The organism is Pectobacterium polaris (genome assembly GCF_002307355.1).
GTDB lineage: Bacteria > Pseudomonadota > Gammaproteobacteria > Enterobacterales > Enterobacteriaceae > Pectobacterium > Pectobacterium polare.
Genome location: NZ_CP017481.1, coordinates 2,226,279 through 2,250,760 on the forward strand (window position 1 = coordinate 2,226,279; position 24,482 = coordinate 2,250,760).

At 54.8% G+C, this 24,482-nt stretch carries 15 protein-coding genes and 3 tRNA genes; 6 read left to right on the plus strand and 12 right to left on the minus strand.

Translation table 11 applies throughout. The annotated features are described in order from the left end of the window. Nucleotides 1-82: 82 nt before the first annotated feature. From ptrA to recD, 3 genes are read left to right on the plus strand one after another with little or no spacing between them, the layout of a single operon-like run. Entirely contained in the window at nt 83-3,019 is a 2,937-nt protein-coding gene (gene ptrA, locus BJJ97_RS10110; protein WP_095993863.1) for a pitrilysin, read from the plus strand. Next, on the plus strand, nt 3,016-6,597 hold the full coding sequence (gene recB, locus BJJ97_RS10115; RefSeq protein ID WP_095993864.1) for an exodeoxyribonuclease V subunit beta: 3,582 nt from the start codon (nt 3,016-3,018) through the stop codon (nt 6,595-6,597). The genes ptrA and recB overlap by 4 nt, the downstream gene beginning before the upstream one ends. Then, nucleotides 6,594-8,459 carry an exodeoxyribonuclease V subunit alpha gene (recD, locus tag BJJ97_RS10120; protein WP_095993865.1) on the plus strand — a complete coding sequence of 622 codons (1,866 nt, stop codon included), beginning with the start codon at nt 6,594-6,596 and terminating at the stop codon, nt 8,457-8,459. The genes recB and recD overlap by 4 nt, the downstream gene beginning before the upstream one ends. A 76-nt stretch (nt 8,460-8,535) precedes the next feature. Here recD and BJJ97_RS10125 read toward each other — a convergent pair whose 3' ends face one another. After that, nucleotides 8,536-9,558, minus strand: coding sequence for a LacI family DNA-binding transcriptional regulator (locus BJJ97_RS10125; RefSeq protein WP_095993866.1), 1,023 nt, complete (start codon nt 9,556-9,558; stop codon nt 8,536-8,538). Between the two features lie 326 nt (nt 9,559-9,884). Here BJJ97_RS10125 and BJJ97_RS10130 point away from each other — a divergent pair, with 326 nt between their 5' ends. Beyond that, nucleotides 9,885-11,081, plus strand: a complete 1,197-nt coding sequence (locus tag BJJ97_RS10130) for an L-talarate/galactarate dehydratase (protein WP_039283981.1) — start codon at nt 9,885-9,887, stop codon at nt 11,079-11,081. Between the two features lie 83 nt (nt 11,082-11,164). Here BJJ97_RS10130 and argA read toward each other — a convergent pair whose 3' ends face one another. Further along, nucleotides 11,165-12,508 (minus strand): amino-acid N-acetyltransferase, encoded by a 1,344-nt coding sequence (gene argA / locus BJJ97_RS10135; protein ID WP_174866179.1) that lies wholly within the window; start codon nt 12,506-12,508, stop codon nt 11,165-11,167. Nucleotides 12,509-12,768: 260 nt separating this feature from the next. On the opposite strand from argA, the gene amiC reads away from it, so the two are divergent. After that, the gene (gene amiC, locus BJJ97_RS10140; RefSeq protein ID WP_095993867.1) at nt 12,769-14,013 is read left to right on the plus strand and encodes an N-acetylmuramoyl-L-alanine amidase AmiC; all 1,245 of its coding nucleotides are present in this window, start codon (nt 12,769-12,771) and stop codon (nt 14,011-14,013) included. A 187-nt stretch (nt 14,014-14,200) separates the two neighbouring features. Here the strand turns inward: amiC and BJJ97_RS10145 are convergent. From BJJ97_RS10145 to BJJ97_RS10155, 3 genes are all read right to left on the minus strand, one after another. After that, nucleotides 14,201-14,277: transfer RNA gene (locus BJJ97_RS10145), tRNA-Met, on the minus strand. Nucleotides 14,278-14,349: 72 nt separating this feature from the next. Further along, nucleotides 14,350-14,426: transfer RNA gene (locus tag BJJ97_RS10150), tRNA-Met, on the minus strand. Between the two features lie 71 nt (nt 14,427-14,497). Beyond that, nucleotides 14,498-14,574: transfer RNA gene (locus BJJ97_RS10155), tRNA-Met, on the minus strand. A 291-nt stretch (nt 14,575-14,865) separates the two neighbouring features. On the opposite strand from BJJ97_RS10155, the gene mltA reads away from it, so the two are divergent. Then, on the plus strand, nt 14,866-15,996 hold the full coding sequence (gene mltA / locus BJJ97_RS10160) for a murein transglycosylase A (protein WP_095993868.1): 1,131 nt from the start codon (nt 14,866-14,868) through the stop codon (nt 15,994-15,996). An 87-nt stretch (nt 15,997-16,083) separates the two neighbouring features. Here the strand turns inward: mltA and BJJ97_RS10165 are convergent, their stop codons facing one another. The 7 genes from BJJ97_RS10165 to BJJ97_RS10195 form a co-directional block, all read right to left on the minus strand. Beyond that, a complete protein-coding gene (locus BJJ97_RS10165) occupies nt 16,084-17,001 on the minus strand; it encodes a 4-hydroxy-tetrahydrodipicolinate synthase family protein (RefSeq protein ID WP_095993869.1) in 918 nt (305 codons plus the stop codon). Nucleotides 17,002-17,044: 43 nt separating this feature from the next. Then, nucleotides 17,045-17,746: a TetR/AcrR family transcriptional regulator gene (locus BJJ97_RS10170; RefSeq protein ID WP_039520853.1), complete on the minus strand. Its 702-nt coding sequence runs from the start codon at nt 17,744-17,746 to the stop codon at nt 17,045-17,047. A 91-nt stretch (nt 17,747-17,837) separates the two neighbouring features. After that, complete coding sequence (locus tag BJJ97_RS10175; protein WP_227003588.1) at nt 17,838-19,109, minus strand: M20 aminoacylase family protein; 1,272 nt, start codon at nt 19,107-19,109, stop codon at nt 17,838-17,840. Continuing rightward, nucleotides 19,102-20,823, minus strand: coding sequence for an ABC transporter ATP-binding protein (locus tag BJJ97_RS10180; RefSeq protein ID WP_095993870.1), 1,722 nt, complete (start codon nt 20,821-20,823; stop codon nt 19,102-19,104). The genes BJJ97_RS10175 and BJJ97_RS10180 overlap by 8 nt, the downstream gene beginning before the upstream one ends. Beyond that, nucleotides 20,820-21,755 carry an ABC transporter permease gene (locus BJJ97_RS10185; RefSeq protein ID WP_095993871.1) on the minus strand — a complete coding sequence of 312 codons (936 nt, stop codon included), beginning with the start codon at nt 21,753-21,755 and terminating at the stop codon, nt 20,820-20,822. The genes BJJ97_RS10180 and BJJ97_RS10185 overlap by 4 nt, the downstream gene beginning before the upstream one ends. Before the next feature lies 1 nt (nt 21,756). Then, complete coding sequence (locus BJJ97_RS10190; protein WP_095993872.1) at nt 21,757-22,743, minus strand: ABC transporter permease; 987 nt, start codon at nt 22,741-22,743, stop codon at nt 21,757-21,759. A gap of 52 nt (nt 22,744-22,795) precedes the next feature. Then, the gene (locus BJJ97_RS10195; protein ID WP_095993873.1) at nt 22,796-24,382 is read right to left on the minus strand and encodes an ABC transporter substrate-binding protein; all 1,587 of its coding nucleotides are present in this window, start codon (nt 24,380-24,382) and stop codon (nt 22,796-22,798) included. Nucleotides 24,383-24,482: the final 100 nt, after the last annotated feature.

The following is a 24,482-nucleotide window of genomic DNA, read 5'->3' on the forward strand; positions in this document are numbered from 1 at the left end:
GTAATGCCCGAGTCGATTTCGAGGTGCGAGAAGATAACGCACTGCAACGTGAAAAGTGATGGATATGAGGTTGGAGAATTGCATGCGTAAACAGTGGGTCTGGATTACCGGGTGGTTTCTTTTATTCACATTCTGGCTTCCGGCGAGTTGGGCTGAGACGGGCTGGCAGCCGCTGGCTCAGACGATTCGAAAAAGCGAAAAAGATCCGCGGCAATATCAGGCGATCAAACTGGATAATGGAATGACCGTTCTGCTGGTTTCCGATCCGCAGGCACCCAAATCGTTGGCATCACTGGCGCTGCCTATTGGCTCGCTGGACGATCCCAATAATCAACTGGGATTAGCGCATTACCTCGAACACATGGTGCTGATGGGATCGAAACGTTACCCTGAGCCAGAGGCGCTGTCCGAGTTTTTGAAAAAGCATGGCGGTAGTCATAATGCCAGCACGGCGTCTTACCGCACGGCTTTTTATCTGGAAGTGGAAAATGATGCGCTGCGACCAGCCGTAGATCGGATGGCGGATGCGATTGCGGAACCGCTGCTCGATCCGGTGAATGCCGATCGTGAGCGTAACGCGGTCAATGCGGAATTAACCATGGCGCGTTCGCGCGACGGTCACCGCATGGCGCAGGTGGGGGCGGAAACGCTGAACCCAGCGCACCCAAGCGCGCGTTTTTCGGGGGGGAATCTTGAAACCCTGAGCGATAAACCCGGCAGCAAACTGCATGATGAGCTGGTGAAGTTCTATCAGCAATACTACTCCGCCAACCTGATGAAAGGGGTGATTTACAGCAATCAACCTCTGCCTGAACTGGCGAAACTGGCAGTTGATACATTCGGGCGCATTCCTAATCACAACGCCAGCGTTCCTGCGGTGACCGTTCCTGTGGCGACGGAAAAGCAGCGCGGCGTAATGATTCACTATGTTCCTGCTCAGCCAAGAAAACAGCTGCGCATTGAGTTTCGCGTCAGCGATATTAGCCAGGCGTTTCGCAGTAAGACGGATACCTATATTAGCTATCTGATCGGCAACCGTAGCCAGAATACGCTCTCTGACTGGTTGCAAAAGGAAGGGCTGGTTGAGTCTATCGGGGCGGGTTCTTCGCCGATCATTGACCGTAACGGCGGCATGTTCGCTATTTCAGCCTCGCTGACCGATAAAGGTCTGGCACAGCGTGATGAAGTGATTGCTGCGATATTCCGTTACCTGCAACAAATCCGCACCGAAGGGATTCAGCAGCGCTATTTTGATGAGATCGCGCATGTTCTGGATCTGGATTTCCGCTATCCGTCCATCAGCCGCGATATGGACTACATCGAATGGTTGGTGGATACCATGCTGCGCGTGCCGGTCGAACATACGCTGGATGCGCAGTATGTTGCCGATCGCTACGATCCGAAAGCTATCGCCGCACGACTGGACGAGATGACGCCACAGAACGCGCGCGTCTGGGTCATCAGCCCTAATGAGCCGCATAATAAAGTGGCCTATTTTGTCGATGCACCGTACGAGATGAATAAAATCCCGTCAGCAACATTCGCAAAATGGAAAACGCTGGGGCAGAAAATGTCACTGTCGTTGCCGACGATCAACCCCTACATCCCGGATGATTTCTCCCTGATCAAAGCCGATAAGGCGATGACTAAGCCGACGCTCCTGCTGAATCAGCCAGGACTGCGCGTGCTGTATATGCCAAGCCACTACTTCGCTGATGAGCCGAAAGCGGAAATTACGCTGTTCCTGCGTAATCAGGAAGCGCGCAGTACCGCCCGTAATCAGGTGTTGTTTGCGTTAAATGATTATCTGGCAGGTCTGGCGCTGGATGAACTGAGCTATCAGGCTTCGATCGGCGGCATCAGTTTCTCCACCCGCAGCAATGATGGTCTGGTGATTAGCGCCAATGGCTATACCCAGCATTTGCCACGGTTGCTGCTGACGTTGGCGGATGGTTATGCCTCCTTTATCTCGACGGAAGCACAGCTGGAACAGGCGAAATCCTGGTACATACAGCAGTTGGATGCGGTAGAGAAATCAAAAGCCTTTGAACAGGCGTTGCAGCCCGTTCAGGCGATATCGCAATTGCCTTACTTTGAGCGCGCAGAACGTCGTAACCTGCTGAAGGATATCCGTTTACAGGATGTGGTTAACTACCGCAAAGACCTGCTGCAAAAAGCCACGCCGGAAATGCTGGTCGTCGGCAATCTGGCACCAGAGAAAGTCACCGAGCTGGCGAACACGCTGAAAGCACATCTGAAAGCTGGTGGCGAAAATCTGTCGCGCAGCGATGATGTCAAAGTCAGTAAGCCGCAGTTGGCTAATCTGCAACGCCCAGGCAGCAGCACGGATTCTGCGTTAGCAGCTGTGTATGTACCGACGGGGTATTCTGAAACGGAAAGCATGGCGTATAGCTCGGTGCTGGGGCAGATCGTTCAGCCTTGGTTCTATAGCCAACTGAGAACGGAAGAGCAGCTGGGTTACGCGGTGTTTGCCTTCCCAACGACGGTCGGTCGACAGATGGGCATTGCCTTCCTGCTGCAAAGCAATAGCAAACAGCCTGCTTATCTGTATCAGCGCTATGAAGATTTTTACCTGAAAGCGCAAAAACGACTGCGTGAAATGAGTAAAGAAGAGTTTGAGCAGTATAAGCAGGGCGTGATGAATGAGCTGAGCCAGCGTCCGCAAACCTTAGGCGAAGAGGCCAGCCGACTGCGTCGCGATCTGGATCGGGAAAACTTCGCTTTTGATTCACGTGAGAAACTGCTGGAACAAATCAAACCGCTGACGGTGACGCAGCTGGCAGACTTCTTCCAGAAGGCACTGAAGCCTGAAGGGCTGGCGATTCTGTCGCAGGTTTCCGGCAGTCATCATGGTAAAGCCGACTATGCCGCACCGAAAGGCTGGCATACCTACGCGGATGCGTCTTCATTGCAGAAAACGTTACCGCGTGAGAAAGCGCCTGTGATGATCCCTGCGCCAGTAGCATCAGAAGCTGTCGGTAAGGTTTCAGCAGAATGAAAAATGCCGCGCCGCAATCATTAGACGTCATGACGTTGCCGCTCCTTGGGGAGCGGCTGATTGAGGCGTCGGCCGGAACGGGGAAAACTTATACGCTGGCTGCGCTTTACCTGCGCCTGTTGCTCGGGCTGGGCAAGCAAGCCGCGTATCCACGTCCGCTATTGGTCGAAGAAATTCTGGTTGTGACCTTTACGGAGGCCGCGACCGAAGAACTGCGGGAGCGTATTCGTGCCCGAATTCACGCTTTGCGCATCGCCTGCCTGCGTAGAAGTGCGCAGGGCGAAGAGGCGGAGAAGCCTAAGGATGCTTCACTAGCGCAGCTGCTGGCGGAGATTTCAGATCACCGCGATGCGGCCGATGTATTGCTGGCGGCTGAACGCCAAATGGACGAAGCGGCGATCTACACGATCCACGGCTTCTGCCAGCGTATGCTCAGTACCAATGCGTTTGAATCTGGAGTGCTTTTCGAACAGGTGCTGATAGAAGATGAACAACCGCTGCGCCGTCAGGCCTGCGCTGATTTCTGGCGTCGTTATTGCTATCCGTTGCCAATCGAGGTCGCACGCATTGTCGGTCTGGAGTGGAAAGGGCCGGAAAACCTGTTGGCCGATCTGGCGCCTTATCTGCACGGTGAAGCGCCTGCGTTTCGCTTGCCGCCAGAAAAAGATGAAACGCTGCTGAGTCGACATGAGAAGATCGTGGCGACGATCGATGCGTATAAACAACGCTGGCTGCTGTCGGCAGCGGAACTGGAAGCGTTGATTAGTGCTTCTGGCGTCGATAAACGCAGCTACAGCAGTAAGCATCTTCCCAACTGGCTACAGAAAGTCACGCTGTGGGCAGAGCAGCCGACGCTGGATTATCAGCTGCCGAAAGATCTGGTGAGATTTACCCAGCAAACGCTAATCGAGAAAACGAAGAAAGGTGAGCCGCCTGCCCATACCCTCTTTGAGGAGACGGAACGGCTGCTTGAAGCGCCACTGTCGCTGCGCGATTTAGTCATTGTTCGCGCGCTGTCGGCGATCCGGGAGTCGGTGAGTGAGGAAAAACGGCAGCGAGCAGAACTGGGATTTGACGATCTGCTGAGCCGTTTGGATGTTGCGTTGCAGCAGCCGAGTGGTGAACAGCTTGCCAGCGCGATTCGCGAACGCTATCCGGTAGCGATGATCGATGAATTTCAGGATACCGATCCCCAACAGTACCGTATTTTCCGAACGCTGTACGTCGGGCAGCCGCAGTGTGGGCTACTGCTGATCGGTGATCCTAAGCAGGCTATTTATGCGTTTCGCGGTGCGGATATTTTTACCTACATGCACGCGCGCGGAGAAGTCGCCGCGCATTATACGCTGGGTACGAACTGGCGCTCGTCGCACCAGATGGTACGTGGCGTTAACCGTCTGTTTGAACGCCTCGATTCTCCTTTTATTTTTCAAAATATCCCTTTCCTGCCGGTTAAGCCTGCTGAGTCCAAGCGTGGTTTGGTGTTTGAGGTTGCAGGGCAGCCCCAGCCTGCGCTGCAATTCTGGCTAACGGGTTCAGAACCGATTGGCGTAGGAGATTATCAGCAGCAGATGGCGCGTCAGTGTGCGGCGCAGATTCGTGACTGGCTGGCGGCCAGTCAGCGCAATGAAGCCTGGCTGGTCACCGACGATTCCCGCCGTTTGGTCAGGGCATCTGACATGAGCGTACTGGTGCGTAGCCGACGTGAAGCCTCGCTGATTCGTGACGCGCTGAGCCGTTTATCCATTCCTTCGGTGTATCTGTCCAATCGCGACAGTGTATTCAGCACGCCAGAAGCCAGCGATATGTTGTGGCTGTTGCAGGCGGTGCTGGCACCGGAGCAGGAGCGTACGTTACGCAGCGCGATGGCGACGGCCCTGATGGGGCTGGATGCCGAACAGGTTGATGCATTAGGGCAAAGCGAAGCCGCGTGGGATGCGCTGGTGGATGAATTTGCAGATTACCGTGCTCTGTGGCGTCAGCGCGGCGTGCTGCCGATGCTGCGTGCGCTGATGAGTCAACATCAACTGGCAGAGAACCTGCTGGCGAGTGCGGAGGGCGAACGCCGCATTACCGATATTCTGCATATCGGTGAGTTATTGCAGGATGCCTCGGCAACGCTTGATAGCGAACATGCGCTGATGCGCTGGCTATCCCAGCAGATCGTTCAACCTAATCCGCAGGCAGAGAACCAGCAGCTACGTCTGGAAAGCGATCGTCATTTGGTGCAGATTGTGACGATCCACAAATCGAAAGGGCTCGAATACCCGCTGGTATGGCTGCCTTTCATTAGTAACTTCCGCGTGCAGGATCAGGGAATTTACCACGATCGCGAAAGCTATCAGGCCGTGTTGGATCTGCAAAATAACGAAGAAAGCCAGGCGCTGGCGGAAGAAGAGCGGCTGGCGGAAGATTTACGTTTGCTATATGTCGCGCTAACCCGTTCTATCTATCACTGTAGCGTGGGTGTCGCCCCTGTTCAGCGGTCGCGTAAGAAAGATGGTAGCAGCGATATGCACCAGAGCGCGCTTGGCTATTTACTCCAGCGCGGTAAAGAAGCTGAGGCTGCCACGTTAGTCAGCGAGCTGGAAGGCATGGTTGGCGACGGTGTCGCATTGACACCGCTACAGGCGACGGGAGAACAGCGCTGGCAGCCGGATAGACCAGAACAGGCAGAGCTGCGGGCTCGCCACATCGAACGCCAGCTGCGCGACGGCTGGCGAGTAACCAGCTATTCGGGGCTTCAGCAACATGGTTCTGCCAGTGCGCAGGATCTGGTGCCGCGTCTGGATATTGAAGCGATAGGCGAGCGTCAGGAAGCGGACGAAACCCAACTAACACCGCATACGTTCCCGCGCGGCGCGAGTCCGGGCACGTTTTTGCATAGCCTGTTTGAAACGCTGGATTTCACCCAGCCCGTTGAGGATGACTGGCTGGCCGAGCAGTTGCAGCTACAGGGATTTGAAGCGCACTGGCAACCCGTGTTAAAGGCGTGGATGGATACGCTGTTGCATACACCGCTTAATGAGCAAGGGATCGCGCTATCGGCGCTGGATAACGCCGATAAGCAGGCTGAATTACAGTTCTATATACCGATTGACGCGCCAATACAGGCGGCGCAGCTCGATCGGCTGGCAAAGCATCACGATCCGCTATCAGCGCAGTGTCCGGCTCTCTCTTTCCAGCAGGTGAAAGGCATGCTGAAAGGGTTTATCGATCTGGTGTTCCGCTGGGAAGGGCGTTATTACCTGCTGGACTATAAGTCCAATTGGCTCGGCCCTGATGCCAGTGCGTACACCCAAACGGCCATGATGCAGTCGATGGACGAACACCGCTATGACTTGCAATACCAGCTCTACACGCTGGCTTTGCACCGCTATCTACGTCATCGCATTGCGGATTATGACTATGAACGCCATTTTGGCGGGGTGTTTTATCTGTTTTTACGCGGCGTTGAAGCGTCTCACCCTGGCAATGGCATCTTTACTTTTCGCCCCTCTGCTGAATTTGTTTTCGGGCTTGATGCGCTCTTTAAGGGAAAGACGCCTGATGATGCTGATACAGGAATGCCCTCATGATTGCGTTACTTGAAACGGCACTGGCGCGGCGGTTGCTGCGCCCGCTGGATGTTCAGTTCGCCAGAATGCTGGCAGATGAGACAAAGCCCGATTTGCTGTTGGCCGCCGCCTGCCTGAGTGCACATTCGGGCGCGGGGCATGTGTGTTTACCGCTGGAGAATTTGCAGGCGCAGACGCTGTTTGACGGCCGCGAGCCTGAACTGGCGCAACAGCTGCTTGCGGCGGCAGGACTAAACACGGTTTCCGCATGGCGGCAGCGTTTACTAGTGTCCGATGCCGTCAGCGACGGCAGCCAGCCGACGCCGCTGGTGCTGCAAGGAGAAAAGCTGTATTTACAGCGTAGCTGGCAGAGTGAAGGCCGCGTGGCGCGGTTTATTGCCAGCGAGCGCGATACGATCCCCGCTGATGAACCCGCGATCCGAGCGGTTCTGGATCGGCTGTTTCCTGACGCAGGCGAAGAGATTAACTGGCAGAAGGTCGCCGCGGCTGTCGCCTTGACGCGCCGTATTGCGGTTATTTCCGGCGGGCCGGGAACGGGGAAAACCACGACGGTGGCCAAATTGCTGGCGGCGCTGATTGAGCTGAATACGGGAGAAACGTTACGTATTCAACTGGCGGCACCGACTGGAAAAGCGGCTGCGCGGCTCACGGAGTCGCTGGGGCAGGCGCTGCACCGTCTTGCGGTGGATCCTCAACTGCGGGATGCGTTTCCGCAGGAAGCGACAACGCTGCATCGTCTTTTGGGGGCGGTGACAGACAGCCAACGCCTGCGTCATCATCAGGACAACCCGCTGCATTTGGATGTGCTGATTGTGGACGAGGCGTCGATGGTCGATCTGCCGATGATGGCGAATGTGATCGCCGCGCTTCCGCCACACGCCAGAATTATCTTTCTGGGTGACCGCGATCAGCTAGCGTCCGTCGAGGCGGGTGCGGTGTTGGGCGATATCTGTCGTTTTGCCGAGGCTGGCTATAGCCGTGCGCGGGCGCAGCAATTGCAGCGACTGACGGGCTGTAAGCTCGATGAAAGCGGCCCTGAAGGGCAATCGACGGTCAGTGACAGTATTTGTCTGTTACGCCGAAGCTACCGTTTCGATCCGCATTCCGGGATTGGCCAACTGGCGCTGGCGGTGAACGGCGGTGATGATGCGCGTGTGCGTGTGGTGCTGAACGGCGAGTTTGCCGATATCACCTGTAGCCCGTTAACCGAGACTGAAGAGTATCAGGCCATGCTGGCACAGTGCGTTGAAGGGTATCGTGATTATCTACAGCTTGTTGCGGCGGGATCCACGCCGGATGCCGTGCTGCTTGCTTTCCAGCGCTATCGCCAGCTGTGCGCATTGCGCGAAGGACCATTTGGCGTAGCAGGGCTGAATCAGCGCATTGAGCAGGCTTTGCATCAGGCTGGGCTGATTCAGCGCAGCCGTAATCCGCTTAACCGCTGGTATCCCGGCCGACCGGTCATGATTGAACGTAACGATGCCGCATTGGGTCTGTTCAATGGGGATATCGGTATCGCCATGATGGGAGACAACGGGGAACTGCGCGTATTTTTCCCGTTGCCAAATGGCGAAACCAAAGACGTTACGCCAAGCCGTCTGCCGCCGCATGAAACGGCCTATGCGATGACGGTGCATAAATCACAGGGATCGGAGTTCGATCATACGGCGCTGGTGCTGCCGAACCACTATTTACCGGTGCTGACGCGAGAGCTGGTGTATACCGCCATCACGCGCGCGCGCCAGCGTTTGTCACTCTATACCGATGTCCGCATTCTCTGCCGGGCGGTGAAAACGCCAACGCAGCGCTATAGCGGCTTGGAAGAGAGAATTAGCGCACTGATGAATGGCGACACACCTTAAATCATTGGCGTTGCAGACTGGCAAGGCCCACGGCGGGCCGAGTCGGTAAGTGCAATCAAATGTGATGAATAGAATGTCAGGCAGACTCGCGTTCAATCAGCGAAAAACCTATATCCATGATGGGGGAGGGTACGCTCTTCCCCTCAATCTTTTCTGCCAACATTGCCGCTGCATCGGTGCCGATCTTCCAGCGATCGACCCTGACGGTGGTAATCGTCGGTTTGCTGTGGGCGGCGAAATCGAGATCGCCAAATCCCATGACTGCCAGTTGCTCCGGCACCGCTAATCCTCTGGCAGCCGCTTCGATCATCACACCTTGCGCCAGCGTATCGGAACTGCAAATGATGGCATCAAAAATGTCGCCATTAGCCAGAAGTTCACTCAGCCCTTGTCGCCCTAACGCCAGCGTTGCAGGCCACGGGGCGATGGCTTCACGCACGTAGCTTTCCGGCTGTTTTTGTATGACGTCGTAAATGCCTTTCTTACGTAATCCGGCACGAGCGTCTTCGGTCCAGACAAGGCCAAAGCGCGAATGTCCTTTACCCAGCAAATAGTGGCCGATGGCGTTCCCGATGCTTTCATGGGAAAAACCGACCAGCATATCGAGCGGCGTCGGGGTGAGATCCCAGATTTCTACCACGGGGATCGTGGCGTTGAGCAGGAGACGTTTGAGTTCGGGCGTGTGGTGAATACCGGTGAGAACGATCCCGTCCGGGCGACGAGAAAGCAGAGTGGCGACAATCTCTGCCTCGGATTCATTGGTATAGCCAGCGACGCACAACAGCATGTGGTAGCCGCGTGCGGCCAGCTCATCGCTGATCGCCTGAACGGTATCAACGAACATATTGTTATTGATTTGCGGCACAACGACGGCGATCAGCTTACTGCGTCGGGAGGCGAGCCCGCCCGCTAACATATTGGGGATATAACCCGTGGCACGGACCGCTTCCATCACCTTGTTCACGGTTTCTGCACGAACAATCTTCGGATTGTTCAACGCGCGGCTGACGGTCATGGGCGAAATGCCTGCGGCACGCGCCACATCTTCAAGCGTGGGAGCACGTGGCGGCATGCTGCTGGCGTTCTTATCGCGTTTCAATCACGGGTTCCCTTCTGAGGCTGCGCGCATATTCACATGTCGCTGGATTATCGTTGATGGTACATCGGTTTACCAGTCGCCTGTGTTTCTGACAACCTGCCGAATTGTCTCGCTTTTTCGGGCTGGCCCAAGAGCTGGCTAGGCGGTATTTCTGCTGTATCCTCTAACTTTTTGTGGTGATTGCGCAATCATTAATTTTGTCTCTTGATGGACGGTTTTATCGTGATAATGATTATTATGTGATCTGCATTGCATGTTTTTTCTTCATTTATCGCTATCTTCCTTCTGTTTATGAATGTTAGCGCAATCATTTTACGAGGTAAGACATGACCATCAGTGCAAATTCAGCAGCAGTTAGCTATGCAAAAGTCACGAACGTCAGGACGGCTGCCGAGTCGGGCGATCGAATCGAATGGGTAAAACTCTCTCTGGCGTTTTTGCCGCTGGCAACGCCGGTTAGTGATGCGAAAGTACTGACCGGAAGGCAGAAACCCCTGACCGAAGTCGCCATTATTTTTGCGGAAATCCGCAGTCGTGATGGGTTTGAAGGGGTCGGGTTCAGCTACTCCAAACGGGCGGGTGGACAGGGCATTTATGCCCACGCGAAAGAGATTGCGGATAACCTGTTGGGTGAAGATCCGAACGATATCGATAAGATCTACACCAAGCTGCTGTGGGCTGGCGCATCGGTTGGCCGCAGTGGAATGGCGGTACAGGCGATTTCTCCGCTCGATATCGCGCTGTGGGACATGAAGGCCAAGCGCGCGGGTCTGCCTCTGTCGAAGCTGTTGGGCTCACACCGTGATTCCGTGCAGTGTTACAACACTTCCGGCGGCTTCCTGCACACGCCATTGGATCAGGTATTAAAAAATGTCGTGATCTCCCGTGAAAGCGGCATCGGTGGGATCAAACTGAAAGTCGGGCAGCCGAATACAGCGGAGGATATTCGTCGTCTCACGGCGGTGCGTGAAGCGCTGGGAGAGGATTTTCCGCTGATGGTGGATGCCAATCAGCAATGGGATCGCGAAACGGCGATTCGGATGGGCAGAAAGATGGAGGCCTTTAACCTGATCTGGATTGAAGAACCGCTGGATGCCTACGATGTGGAAGGCCATGCGGCGCTGACGGCCGCGCTGGATACGCCGATTGCGACTGGCGAGATGCTGACCAGCTTCCGCGAGCATGAACAGCTGATCCTCGGTAACGCCAGTGATTTCGTCCAGCCGGATGCACCGCGCGTGGGCGGGATTTCGCCTTTCCTGAAAATCATGGATTTAGCTGCTAAGCACGGTCGTAAACTGGCACCGCATTTTGCGATGGAAGTGCATTTGCATCTGGCTGCGGCCTATCCAATTGAACCCTGGCTGGAACACTTCGAGTGGCTGAATCCGCTCTTCAACGAGCAGCTAGAGCTGCGCGATGGTCGCATGTGGGTATCCGATCGTCTGGGACTAGGATTTACGCTGAGTGAACAAGCAAGGAAGTGGACAACACTAAGCTGTGAGTTTGGCAAGCAGCCATAAGCAGATGAAAACATCGTGAGCGAATGAAAACAGCGTGGCCGATTTTACGATCGGCCACGAGAAGCGTTATCGAGTTGAATAACTCAGAGATCCAGCACCAGAATCTTCGAGCGACGCTGGTAGTTATACAGCGCCTGCTTTTTCTTCGGCAGCATTTCCACTTCGGCAGGTAAAAAGCCGCGTTCCTGGAACCAGTGGATGCTGTGCGTCGTCAGCACGAACAGCTTTTGCAGACCCTGCTGACGCGCCTGAGCAGCAACGCGCAGTAACAGCATATCGCCGCGTGATGAGCTGCGGTAATCTGGGTGAACCGCGACGCAGGCCATTTCGCCGATGCTTTCTTCCGGGAACGGATAAAGCGCGGCGCAGGCGATAGTCAGGTTATCGCGTACCACGACGGTGAATTTGTCGATCTCCATTTCCAACTGCTCACGCGAGCGTCTGACCAGAATACCTTGCTCTTCCAGCGGGCGAATCAGCTCCAGAATACCGCCAATGTCATTGATGGTCGCCCGGCGAACTTGCTCGGCGCTTTCCATCACGATCTGCGTACCGATGCCGTCGCGTGAGAACAGTTCTTGCAGCAGCGCGCCGTCGTCCTGATAGCTGATCAGGTGGCTACGGCGTACGCCGCTGCGGCAGGCTTTGACCGCGCCGCGCAGGAATCGGACCGTACCCGAATGGTAATCGCCAGTCTGTTCCAGCGCATCAATACGCTGCTGTGCATCGTCGGGGAACAGCTCGGAAATGATGTTGCCTTCTTCATTGGTCACTCCCTGCGAGGAGCAGAAACCGATCATTTTTTCCGCTTTCAGCTTAATAGCGAGCTGGGTCGCGACCTCTTCCGAGGTTAAATTGAAACTTTCACCAGTGACTGAAACCGCAACCGGACCGAGCAGCACAATGGCACCGCTATTCAGCTGGCGGTGAACGGCTTCTTCATCAATGCGGCGAATACGGCCGCTGTGGCAATAGTCCACACCGTCATCCACGCCAAGCGGCTGCGCGATAATAAAGTTACCGCTGACGACATTAATGTGGGCGCCTTGCAGCGGCGTGTTGTTCAGGCTCATCGACAGCCGGGCGGTGATGTCCAACTGCAACATTCCTGCTGCCTGCTTGACCAGCTCCAGCGTGGTGCTGTCGGTGATGCGGGTGTTTTTATGGTAGAGAGGCTCGTAGTGATGCGTTGTCAGGTTGGCATCGATCTGGGGACGAGCGCCATAAACGACCACCAGCTTGATCCCCAGACTGTGTAGCAGCCCGATATCATTTACGATGCTAGAGAAGTTGGCATGTTCAATGGCTTCGCCACCTAACATGATGACAAACGTTTTGCCGCGGTGGGCATTGATATAGGGAACTGAATGGCGGAAGCCCTGAACCAGTTCTGTACTCCGTTCCTTCACTGCGAGCCCTCTTTGCATTTTTATTCGTAATTTCTGTATTTTTATTCTTTATGACGTAAAAGGCAAGAGGAAGTATTAACCAGAAAAGCGAGGATTAATGCTTCAAATTTATGATATCCGCCTGTTATAAGGCTTGCACTGGATTTTTGCATGACAGCATGGAACAGATTCGTTAAAGTTTTTGACAATTTTTACCTTTATTCATTTTTTAATGGCCTATCCAGCGCATTCGCAGCACAACAATGCAGGATAGCGCACAGCAATCAGATCGGAGTGGCATGTCTCATTCGAATCATCATCTGACTCGACGGCGTCTATTACAAAGCGCAGCAGCAACCTGGCTGTTAAGCGTAAGTGGTGTAGGAATAGCGGCGACAACGCAGGTCGTTGCCGTGCGCGTCTGGCCGTCCTCCGCCTATACCCGCGTCACGCTGGAATCCAATCACCCGCTGAAATATAAACAGTTTAGTCTGAGTAATCCTGAACGCATCGTGGTGGATATCGAAAATGTTCATCTGAACAGCGTACTGAAGGAGATCGCCAGCCAGTTTAAGTCAGATAACGATCCGCTGATTAAAGAAGCGCGCATCGGCCAGTTCGATAAAACCACGGTGCGCTTGGTGTTGGAGCTTAAGCAGCAGGCGACGACCAAAGTCTTTACGCTGGGGCCGGTGGCTGAATTCAAGCACCGACTGGTACTGGATTTGTATCCTGCGGCAGGGCGCTACGACAACGAAGAAGATCCGCTGCTGGCGCTGTTGGAGGATTATAACAAAGGCGATCTGGAACGTACGCTGCCAGCAGAAGCGCCGAAAGCCGGGAAAGCCGGGCGGGATCGTCCGCTGATTATCATGCTCGATCCCGGTCACGGCGGTGAAGATCCCGGCGCGATTGGCAAGAATAAAACGCGCGAGAAAGACATCGTGCTGCAAATCGCCCGCCGCCTGCGCAAGCTGATCGATAATGAATCCAACATGAAAGCGTATATGACGCGTAATGAAGATGTGTTCATTCCGCTGCGCGTGCGGGTGGCGAAAGCGCGTAAGCAGCGTGCCGATCTGTTCATTTCGATTCATGCGGATGCGTTTACCAATCGATCGGCAAGAGGATCGTCGGTTTTTGCCCTGTCGAAGAAAGGCGCAACCAGTACCGCTGCCAGATTTCTGGCGGAGACCCAGAACGAATCGGATTTGATCGGTGGTGTGAGCATGAGCGGCGATCGCTATCTGGATCACACCATGTTCGATCTGGTGCAGACCGTGACGATTGGCGACAGCTTGAAGTTTGGTAAAGAGATCCTGACCCGGCTGGGCAGGGTGAATCGTCTGCATAAAAACAGCGTCGATCAGGCCGGATTTGCGGTACTGAAAGCGCCGGATATTCCGTCTGTTCTGGTTGAGACTGCGTTTATCAGTAATCTGGAAGAAGAGCGCAAGCTGCGCACCAGTCATTTCCAGCAGCAAATTGCGGAATCCATTTTTGCAGGCATTAAAGCCTACTTTGCCAGTCAGGCTGAGCGGTAGTTGATGTTTGCGATGTAGCACGTGCGATGACCGCGCCTAACTGGCGCGGTTCAGAAGGAAGATGTCTGGGACAGTAGAAACAAATAATGCGTAAAAAACAAAAAAGCACCCGTTAAGGTGCTTTATCGCTGAGTTCTTAATCGAAAAAAAGTTAATCGAACAGAACGTAATGAAAGAGAGTCTTAATTGGTTGCGGGGGCCGGATTCGAACCGACGACCTTCGGGTTATGAGCCCGACGAGCTACCAGGCTGCTCCACCCCGCGTCCGTACTAGCTTATTTGCTACTGACTCTCTTTTACTGCTTCCACTTTTCTTGATGGACGACTCACATCAATTGGTTGCGGGGGCCGGATTCGAACCGACGACCTTCGGGTTATGAGCCCGACGAGCTACCAGGCTGCTCCACCCCGCGTCCGTACTAACTTTTTACTACTGACAACCTTTTACTGCGTTCACTTCTCTTGATGGACGACTCACATCAATTGGTTGCGGGGGCCGGATTCGAACCGACGACCTTCGGGTTATGAGCCCGACGAGCTACCAGGCTGCTCCACCCCGCGTCCGTGGATGCGCACTATACTCTCCATGAACATTGATGCAACCTATTTCTGTAAAAAACGCGGCATTGAGCTGTCAGGTGATTGATTTACCACCGGATGGATTGATTTATCACCGAATGGGTGGCTTTGTGAACGTAATACGACGATTAACAGAAAAATAGATTTTTACGATGCCGTGTGCCGAGCAGCATACGCTTGACCCGTGGATTTATGTGCTCTCCCATTCCTTTCTCGATAGCCGTTTGTTATCGTTCGACGGTAAATTTTTTGATGTAAAAAGCGAGCGAAAAGATGAAGGGACGGTGGGGAAAGTACGTGCTGACCGCAGTGGTCATTGCCATTCTGGCGGGGTGCCAATCCAGGCCAACCGATCGCGGGCAGCAATATAAAGATGGTCACCTCAACCAGCCTCTAGAATTGGTGAATGAACCTAGTGCCAAAGGAAAACCGGTCAACGCGCGGGATTTCATGACTCAGGTTTCTGAAATCCGGTCGGCGTCACCTAATCTGTATTCGCGCAATAATACGACCTTTCAGGCGATTGAAAGCTGGATGATGTCAGGCGCGGACACCCGCGAGCTGAGCAAGTTTGGTCTGAACGCCTGGCAGATGGAAGGCGTTGATAACTTTGGTAACGTGCAGTTCACGGGTTACTACACGCCAGTGTTGCAGGCGCGCCATACCCGTCAGGGTGAATTCCGCCATCCTTTATATGCTATGCCGTCAAAGGGCAAAAAGAACCGCCGACTGCCAGATCGTGCCGGCATTTATTCAGGCGCGCTTGATGAACGACTGGTTCTCGCCTGGACCAATTCGCTGGTCGATAACTTCATGATGGAAGTGCAGGGCAGCGCCTATATTGATTTTGGTGATGGACGCCCGCTGACGTTCTTCGGCTATGCGGGCAAAAACGGCCACGCTTACCGCAGCATTGGTAAGGTGCTGATCGACCGCGGTGAAGTTGCACGTGAAGACATGTCGATGCAGGCCATCCGCAAGTGGGCGGAGCAGCACACCGAATATGAAGTGCGTGAGCTGTTTGAGCAGAATCCTTCCTTTGTGTTCTTTAAGCCAATGATGTCTGCGCCCGTCAAAGGGGCAAGCGCCGTGCCGCTGGTGGCGAAAGCCTCCGTCGCTTCTGACCGTTCGCTGATCCCGGCAGGCACGGCTCTGTTAATGGAAGTACCGCTGTTGGATAACGTTGGAAAATTCACTGGCAAGTATGAAATGCGTCTGATGATTGCGCTGGATGTTGGCGGGGCGATTAAAGGCCAGCACTTCGATATGTATCAGGGCATTGGGCCGGATGCCGGTCACTCGGCGGGTTTCTATAACCACTATGGCCGGGTCTGGGTCTTGAAGAACGCGCAAAGCAGCCCGACGAACAGTTCAGGATCGCTGTTAGTCAGCAATCCACAGTAGTCATCTCTTTCGTTTGAAATCTCAGAAGTGGTGTCAAATAAGCCACTTCTGAGATGAGACGTTTGCTCCCCACGCACCAGAATAGAATCAGCGGTTAAAGCCGTATTTGCTGCTCAATCCTAATTCGTTCACGATACGAACGCCGGAATCCAACGCTTCTCCCTGCAAACCCCGCAGCGGACGGCGCAGACTGCCTGCCGGTAATCCGACTGCCTTCATCAACGATTTTACCGCCACGGGATTGATGGCCGAGTAGGTGTAGTGCAGCAGCGGCAGCAAATGCTGATACGCCTTACGGAAGCGTTCTGCATCTTCGCCGTTTTTCCACGGACGAGAAATTTCTGCCAGTTCTGCCGGTGCAATATTGCCCGTCATGTTGGCTGTTCCATGTCCTCCCAACGACATCGTTGGCACCACCAGACCCAGATTAGGTGAATCGCAGCACATCACCGACACATCGGGATTGCCTGCCAGCACTTGTGCGACCTGGCCTACGCGGGTGGTGGATTCTTTATGAATGACGTAGTTCGGATGTTGGAAAATACGCAGCAGCGATGTCCAGTGCAGGTCCGTTTTTACGCGCGGCGGGTTGTTATAAATCCCTAACGGCAAATCGGTCGCATCTGCAATTTCCAGAAAGTAGCTTTCGATGTCGCTCTCACTGGCACAGATATAGGCGGGGGCGGCGATAATCGCACCGTCTGCGCCGTTGTCATGTGCATAGCGAACATAGTCGATGGTAGTATCGGTATTGTTACCAGTACAGCCATAGAACAGCTTCATTTTGCTGGTGCTGTATTGTGCGGTTCGGCGGATGATCGCTTTTCTCTCATCGGGGGACAGCATGGACACTTCCCCGGTTGAGCCCATAATCAAAACGGCCGCCGTGCCGTTGTCTTCCTGGAATTTTAATAACGCCTCAAATGCGCCGAAATCCACGCTGCCATCGTCATTAAAAGGCGTAATGAGGGCAACGAATGACCCTTCAATTTTTTCTCTGCTCATGTCTGTTTCCTGTCAATGTAAACGTGTTGCGAATAGCGAAAAATCAGGACTGAAGTGATGTCTCAGTCAGTGGTTTGGCGGTAAAACCCGCCTCGACAAAACGTAATAGGTGCGACAGCACGCGATCGTCATCGCGGTTGTCGCATAGCCCTTTGGAAAGCAGCGCCAAACGGCCAGAACGCGGATCGGCGTCGGTTAACACGTGCATGGCGGCACCACGGGCAAATTCATAACGCCAGATAACTTCCGCGCGCGATAGCGCCGGTAACGCACGAGAAAAGGCATCGATAAAACGGTGAGCGACGTGATCAAACTGGGCTGAAAGCAGGGCGGTGACTTCCAGACCCGGCGTTGCCCGCAGATGCTGTAACAGGCGAACGACAATGCGTCCGCCGTCGGGCGTGCGAGCGGTTTTAACCAGCGGGCGCAAGAGTGCATCCAGCAGCGCGGCAACGGGCAGTTCATCACCGTGATTAGCCTTTTCCACCTCATCCAGCAGACGCGTTCTTTCGTCATTTAACGGGCCGAGAACGTTGTCCAACACGGCACGCAGTAACCCTTCTTTCGAACCAAAGTAATAATTCACCGAAGCCACATTCACGTTGGTCGCTTCCGTTATTTCGCGAATCGTCGTTAGCTCACTGCCTTTGCAGGCGAAGATCGTGATGGCTTCACGCAGGATGCGCTGTTTAATGTCTGCCTCTTTTTCTTTGCTTTGATCTTTGGTTTTCAATAACGCCACCATGATTCATCCTTTTTGCTCACGCTTGCCGTCGGATGCACCGACGTCATGCGTTGTTATATTGAGGCCGTGGGGAAATGCGCTGTCGTTCCCGCTAGACCCGGTTCCAGATAATGTCAGTTCTTGATAAACCGAGTTCTTGATAAACCAACGTCGCCCAATAGCGGATACCTAATGGGATCAGCGCATCATTAAAGTCATAGTGCGGGGTATGCAGGTGATGCACGTTGGCCGCATTTTTGTCGCTGTTTCCCAGCATCATGAATGCGCCGGGGCGCTGCTCCAGCATGTAGGCAAAATCTTCTGCGCCCAGCAGCGGTGTCATCGCGGTGTCGACCTGTTCGAGTCCGACCACCTGCGCGGCAGCGTTAACGGCTAACTGTGTGGCGTGCGTATCGTTAACCAGCGCGGGATATTGCTGTTCATAATGCACATCGGCCGTTGCACCAAAGCCTTGTGCGGTGCTGTGTGCCAGCGCTCGCAGGCGCGTTTCCAGCAGGTGGCGCACGCTCGGCGAGTAGCTGCGTCCGGTGCCTTTAAGGATGATGCTGTCAGGGATAACGTTTGGGGCATGGATATCGCCGCCCTGAATATGGCCGATGCTGAGCACCGCCGCATCCATCGCAGGAACGTTGCGACTGACGATGGTTTGCAGCCCAAGCATAAATTGCGCGGCGGGCAGCGTCGGGTCGATAGAGAGGTGCACGCCTGAACCGCCGTGTCCGCCTGTGCCGTGAAACGTGACCTGCCAGGTGTCGCTGGCCGCCAGCATCGGCCCGCTGCAAATGGCGAACTTACCTACCTCGATACCGGGCTTGTTATGCAGGCCAAACAGTCGGTTGCAGGGGAACGTGGTCAGCAGGCCGTCATTGAGCATGGCAAGTCCGCCACCTAATCCCTCTTCCGCGGGCTGGAAAATAAAATGTACCGTGCCAGCAAAGTCGGGGTGCTGAGACAAATAGCGTGCGGCACCCAGCAGCATGGTGGTGTGTCCATCATGTCCGCAGGCATGCATTTTCCCGGCATACACCGAAGCATAGGGCAGGTCCGTTTTCTCATTGATATACAGCGCATCCATATCTGCCCGCAGGCCGATGCTGTCTTCACCGGGATAATGACCACGTAGGGTGGCGACCACGCCCGTTCCACCAATGCCCGTCGTGACGGCAAGCCCCCACGCCGTCAGTTTTTCTGCCACCAGTTGCGCGGTGGCAACCTCTTCAAAGCCGATTTCTGGGTGCTGATGAATATGATGACGAATCGCAATCAGCTCAGGTAAAAAATCCTGAATGACCGATTCCATCGCCGTTTGGTCAATAACGGCTGGTGCCGATGTATTCATCATGTGTTCTCTGTTCTTATCCATGCGCCTGTCTGCCCATCTGCTGTGGAGGCACAGGCGCATCACGCTGCCCGCCGCCGGGGACGGCATCGATCAGTTTGCGGGTGTACGGGTGCTGTGGCTGATGCCAGATGCTGTGGTGATCGCCACTTTCCACGCAGCGCCCGTTTTGCATGACCATGACCCGGTCGGCGATATAGCGCACTACCGCGAGATCGTGGGAAATAAACAGCAGCGACAGGCCCATTTCGTTTTTTAACTCAACCAACAGATTGAGGATCTGCGCCTGAATAGAGACATCGAGTGCGGACACTGGCTCGTCGCAAATCACCAGCGAAGGACGAACCACCAGCGCACGAGCAATGCCGATGCGCTGGCGCTGCCCACCGGAAAATTCATGGGGATAGCGGTTCAGGCTGCTTTGCGGCAGACCGACACGATCGATGATATTTTTGATCGCCTGCTGTCGCTGCGAACGATCGCCCAGGCCGTGCACAATCAGCGGTGTTTCAAGAATATGCTGAATGCTGTGGCGTGGATTCAGCGAAGCGTAAGGATCCTGAAAGATCATCTGCACCCGCTGGCGCAGCGCTTTCAGCCGTGATTCTTTTAGCGTGGTGATGTCTTGCCCATCGAACACAATCTGCCCGTGTGAAGGCGGTAGCAGACGCAGAATGGTTTTGGACAGGGTGGATTTACCACAGCCGGATTCGCCCACCAGACCGAGCGTTTCTCCGGGTAAAATAGTCAGTGACACATCGTCAACGGCCAGCACTTTGCCCTGCGCTGTTGAGTAGCGGGTATGAATATTTTTCAGCGAGAGCAGCGGCTGCTGGCTCGTATCCGTGGCACGGTGAATCAAGGTTGGTGGCGTCAGCAGCGTAAAGCCTTCGTCCGTTGGTGCGTGATGGATTTCCGCCAGCCGATGGGTGCGGTAGTGCCTGTCCTGATCCATGTGCAGCGATGTCGCTAACAGCCCGCGGGTGTAGCTGTGTTTGGGTGAGAAACGGTGTGTGGATGACTGAAACAGGTCAGCCGCCTGTGCTTCTTCTACCTTTTGCCCGGCATACATCACCGCCACGCGGTCGGCCCATTGCGCCACCAGCCCAAGATCGTGGGTAATCAGCAGCAGGCTCATCGAGAATTCACGACGCAGGTTATCCAGCAGAGCCAGAATTTGTGCCTGAATGGTGACGTCCAGCGCCGTGGTCGGCTCATCGGCAATCAGCAGGCGCGGTCGGCACGCTACCGCCATGGCGATCATAACGCGCTGACGCTGCCCGCCAGAAAGGTTATGTGGATAGTCATCCACCCGGCGCGCTGGTTCAGGGATCTTGACCAGATCCAGCAGCTCGATGGCGCGCGTTCGTGCCTGTGCGGGCGTCAGCGCCTCATGCAATCGCAGCGTTTCGCTAATCTGTTGCCCGATGGAAAGCACCGGATTGAGCGAGGTCATCGGTTCCTGAAAAATCATCGACAGCGCATTGCCACGCAGCTGGCGCAGCTGTCGATCCGGCAGGGTCAGCAGATCCTGTCCATCAAACAGGATGCGGCCGCTGATTTTTCCCGGTTCGGCGACCAGTCGCATCAGAGACAGCGCCGTCGCTGATTTACCACAGCCGGATTCACCGACTAGCGCCAGCGTTTCTCCGGCATTAATCGTCAGGTTTAGTCCTCGAACGGCCTGATGGCCGGGAAAATCAACGCGTAAATCTTGAATATCGACCAGCGGCTTCATGCGCTTCTCCCCCGTAACCGTGGATTCAGGGCATCGTTCAACGCGTCGCCAACCAGATTCAATGACAGCACGGTTAAGACCAGTGCGGTGCCGGGCAGGGCGGTAAGAAACCAGGCGGTACGCAGCGATTCCCGGCCCGCGCCGATCATGCTGCCCCAGCTCACGCGGTTCGGATCGCCAAAGCCTAAGAAGGAGAGGGCGGATTCAATCAAAATGGCTGAGGCAACCATGACCGACGTGGTGACGATGATCGACGGCAGCGCGTTCGGCAGCATTTCCTGAAAGATGATACGCAGGCTGGAAAATCCCTGACTGCGTGCGGCCAACACAAAATCGCTTTCACGCAGTGAGCGAAACTCGGCACGCACCAGACGTGCAATCGTTGGCCAGGAGGCAATCCCGATGGCCAGTGAAATCAGCGTAACTGACGGTGAGCCGATAGCGACCAGCACCACGACCAGCAAAAAGGTTGGGAAGGTCTGGAACAGTTCGGTGATATGCACCAGCAGGTCATCGACCCGACCGCCAAAATAGCCCGCCAGCGCACCGACGACGGTGCCAATTAACAGGCTGACGATGACTGCCGAGAAACCGATCTGCAAGGAAACCTGTGAACCGTGGACAATTCCGGCGGCGACATCCCGACCCATCGAATCGGTTCCTAACGGGAAATCAGGATGTTCGCCCGGCCACAAGAAAGGCTGAGCGACCATATCCAGCGGATCGCCGGGATACAGCAACGGTGCGAAAGCGGCCATCAGAAATACCGTCATCAGCAACAGCAGGCCAGCCATCCCTGCGGGGTTGCGGATAAATGCACGCACCTCCGGCGATAGGCGAAAAGGCGTTTTTAACGGGCGAGTTGCCGCTGAGCTAACGCCGTCCGCTGCGGCTTTCTTCGGTGTGAGATTGTCAGGAGAAAGGCGATTCATATCAGCGCGCCTTAATTCGGGGATCGAGCCAGGATTGCAGTAGGTCCACCAGCACGTTAGCCAAAATGACTAAGAAGGCGGAAAGCAGCAGGACGCCTAACAAGACGTTGAAGTCACGCGCCATCACCGCTTCCAGCGCCAGACGGCCCAGTCCCGGCCAGCTAAAAACCGTCTCGACCACGGCCGCGCCGCCCAGCAGATTGCCGAAGTGCATACCCGCAACAGTCGTGATAGGCAGCAGCGCACAGCGCAGAATGTGCCTGACGGTAACCCACAGCGGCGACAGCCCTTTGGCATGTGCGGTGCGCACGAAATCCTGCTGGGCAATTTCCAACATGGCCGCGCGAGTCAGGCGGGCGTAAATGGCAATAAAAAAGCTGCTCAGCGCCACTACCGGCAGGATGGCATGCTGCAACATATCCTTGAAATACGCCCAGCCAGTGAGGCTCGCGCCTATGGTGATATTGCCGCCGCTTGGCAGCCAATCTAGATGCACGGAAAACAGAATCAGCGTCATCAGGCCAATCCAGAATCCGGGCGTTGAGTAGAGCAGCAGCGCGATCAGCGAGAGCAGGCGATCGGGCCATTTACCCGCCCACACCGCCATGATCGTTCCCAGCGTGATGCCGATGATGATGGCGAAGACCTGTGACAGCAGCATCAGGAACAGCGTACCCGGCAGTCGCGACAGGATCAGGTCCATCACCGGCGCGTTATAGCGAGGCGAAAAGCCGAGGCTGAACTGCGCCAAATTGCCCAAATAAACAGAAAGCTGTTGCAGTATGGGTTGATCGAGACCGAACTGAGCGCGCAGGTGTGCCATCGTCGCTTCGGTTGCATTGCCTGATTCGCCAGCCAGTACATCAACGGCGTCTCCCGGCACCAGCTGCAACAGGAAAAACACCAGAATGACAATGCCAATTGCCGTTGGCAGCGTATGGAGCAGCGTGCGCCAGAGTACGCGCCCGATTCGTTCTACTTTATTCATCACATACCTTCATGAAGTTCCCCTGCCTGCGCAGGGGAATGCTGTCTTGCGATTACTGATCCAGCCACACGTCAGCCAGGCTGCCGTTGACGCCCTGAATATCAGTGACGACGTTATGTACACGCTTGTTGTAAATCGTCTGGCGCTTAATTTGGAGCAGGTTCAAATCGGGAATATCCGTGGCGATGATGCGCTGGAATTGCTTGTACAGTTCCACGCGTTTTTCAGGATCGGTTTCTACCGAGGCCTGCTCAAGCAGACGGTCTACCTCTGGGTTGCTGTAATGTGAACCGTTGCCGAAAGGCACGCCCGGTTGATAGGTTTTTGACCAGTACAGGCGCTGTACGCCCACGGCGGGATCAAACAGGTTAGAGATGGAACCGTTGTTGAAGTCAAAGTCGCGGTCGGTATAAACGCGCTTAACGAAGGTGGCGAAATCCTGCGAGCGAATGGTGACGTCAATCCCCACTTTGGCCAGTGCGGATTTTAGGTATTCCGCTACGCGTTTGAAGCTATCACCATAGGGCATGAAATCATGCACCAGCTTGAAGCGAATGCCGTTTGCCTGACGCGGGAAGCCCGCTTCGTCCAACAGTTTGTTCGCTTTGGCAATATCGAAGCCATAAGGAGACGGCGTTGCATCATGGAACTGCGCCAGTTCTGGCGTAATCGGCGTCGGTGAACTTACCGCATAGCCGTACCACACCACGTTTTTCAACACATCAATATTGATGCTGTGCGCAATGGCCTGGCGAACTTTCAGGTTCTTCAGGTAAGGGTTATCCAGATTGAACTCGATGCGGGTTTGCGTCGGGCTGTAACCGTAGCCGTTGGTTTCAATGCCCAGCTTGGGGTTTTTCTTGATGCGTTCAATTTCACTCAGCGGAACGGGAGAGTCGCTTCCCAGATCCAGCGCGCCGGTTTCAAGCGCAATCGTGCGAGTAGCGGCATCGGGAATGATTTTCACCACCAGTTTATCGACGTAAGGTTTGGGGCTGTCCCAGTAGTTCGGGTTACGTTCATACAGGATATGACTACCGCGAACCCATTCTTTGAAGACGAACGGCCCGGTGCCAATCGGTGCAGTATTGTGAGGATTCGACAGAATGTTTGTGCCTTCGTACAAGTGTTTCGGCACGATGGGCGCTTCGTTGGCAGAGAACGCGCTCAGCAGGTAAGGTGCGGGTTTGGACAGCTCAAGGATCGCGGTATACGGATCGGGGGTTTTCACTTCGGTGACATTGGCAAACGTGCCCTGACCGCGTGAATTGTATTTCTTGACGGTCAGAATGGAAAACGCGACGTCCGCAGAGGTGAAGTCTTGCCCATCATGCCATTTCACGCCTTTACGCAAATGGAACGTATATTGTTTGCCGTCCGGGCTTACTGACCAACTGGTCGCCAGCTGCGGGGTTGGCTTCATATCGAAATCGTAATTCAACAGACCTTCAATCACCTTGGCGTTGACCTTCATTACTGCGCCGCTGGTGCTAACCAGACTGGTTAATACGGGCGGCTCAGGCTCGGCTAAAAAGTTCAGCGTGCCGCCGCGCTTGGGCGTCGGCGTTTCTGCCTGTGCGGCAAGGCCGAAGAGCGAAGACGTCAGAATCAACGCTGACAAGAGTAAATTCTTTTTCATATTTCCCATCCGTATGCAGAGGGCAGCGTTGTGCGCTCCGCCTTTATTTTTTTAATGGCGTGTTTTGAATGATGTGTTTTGGGTGACAAAAAACCGTTCT

Coding starts and splice junctions, on each gene's coding strand:
- ptrA (WP_095993863.1), top strand. CDS start 83: ATGCGTAAACAGTGGGTCTGGATTACCGGGTGGTTTCTTTTATTCACA.
- recB (WP_095993864.1), top strand. CDS start 3,016: ATGAAAAATGCCGCGCCGCAATCATTAGACGTCATGACGTTGCCGCTC.
- recD (WP_095993865.1), top strand. CDS start 6,594: ATGATTGCGTTACTTGAAACGGCACTGGCGCGGCGGTTGCTGCGCCCG.
- BJJ97_RS10130 (WP_039283981.1), top strand. CDS start 9,885: ATGACCATCAGTGCAAATTCAGCAGCAGTTAGCTATGCAAAAGTCACG.
- argA (WP_174866179.1), bottom strand. CDS start 12,508: ATGCAAAGAGGGCTCGCAGTGAAGGAACGGAGTACAGAACTGGTTCAG.
- amiC (WP_095993867.1), top strand. CDS start 12,769: ATGTCTCATTCGAATCATCATCTGACTCGACGGCGTCTATTACAAAGC.
- mltA (WP_095993868.1), top strand. CDS start 14,866: ATGAAGGGACGGTGGGGAAAGTACGTGCTGACCGCAGTGGTCATTGCC.
- BJJ97_RS10165 (WP_095993869.1), bottom strand. CDS start 17,001: ATGAGCAGAGAAAAAATTGAAGGGTCATTCGTTGCCCTCATTACGCCT.
- BJJ97_RS10170 (WP_039520853.1), bottom strand. CDS start 17,746: ATGGTGGCGTTATTGAAAACCAAAGATCAAAGCAAAGAAAAAGAGGCA.
- BJJ97_RS10175 (WP_227003588.1), bottom strand. CDS start 19,109: ATGGATAAGAACAGAGAACACATGATGAATACATCGGCACCAGCCGTT.
- BJJ97_RS10180 (WP_095993870.1), bottom strand. CDS start 20,823: ATGAAGCCGCTGGTCGATATTCAAGATTTACGCGTTGATTTTCCCGGC.
- BJJ97_RS10185 (WP_095993871.1), bottom strand. CDS start 21,755: ATGAATCGCCTTTCTCCTGACAATCTCACACCGAAGAAAGCCGCAGCG.
- BJJ97_RS10190 (WP_095993872.1), bottom strand. CDS start 22,743: ATGAATAAAGTAGAACGAATCGGGCGCGTACTCTGGCGCACGCTGCTC.
- BJJ97_RS10195 (WP_095993873.1), bottom strand. CDS start 24,382: ATGAAAAAGAATTTACTCTTGTCAGCGTTGATTCTGACGTCTTCGCTC.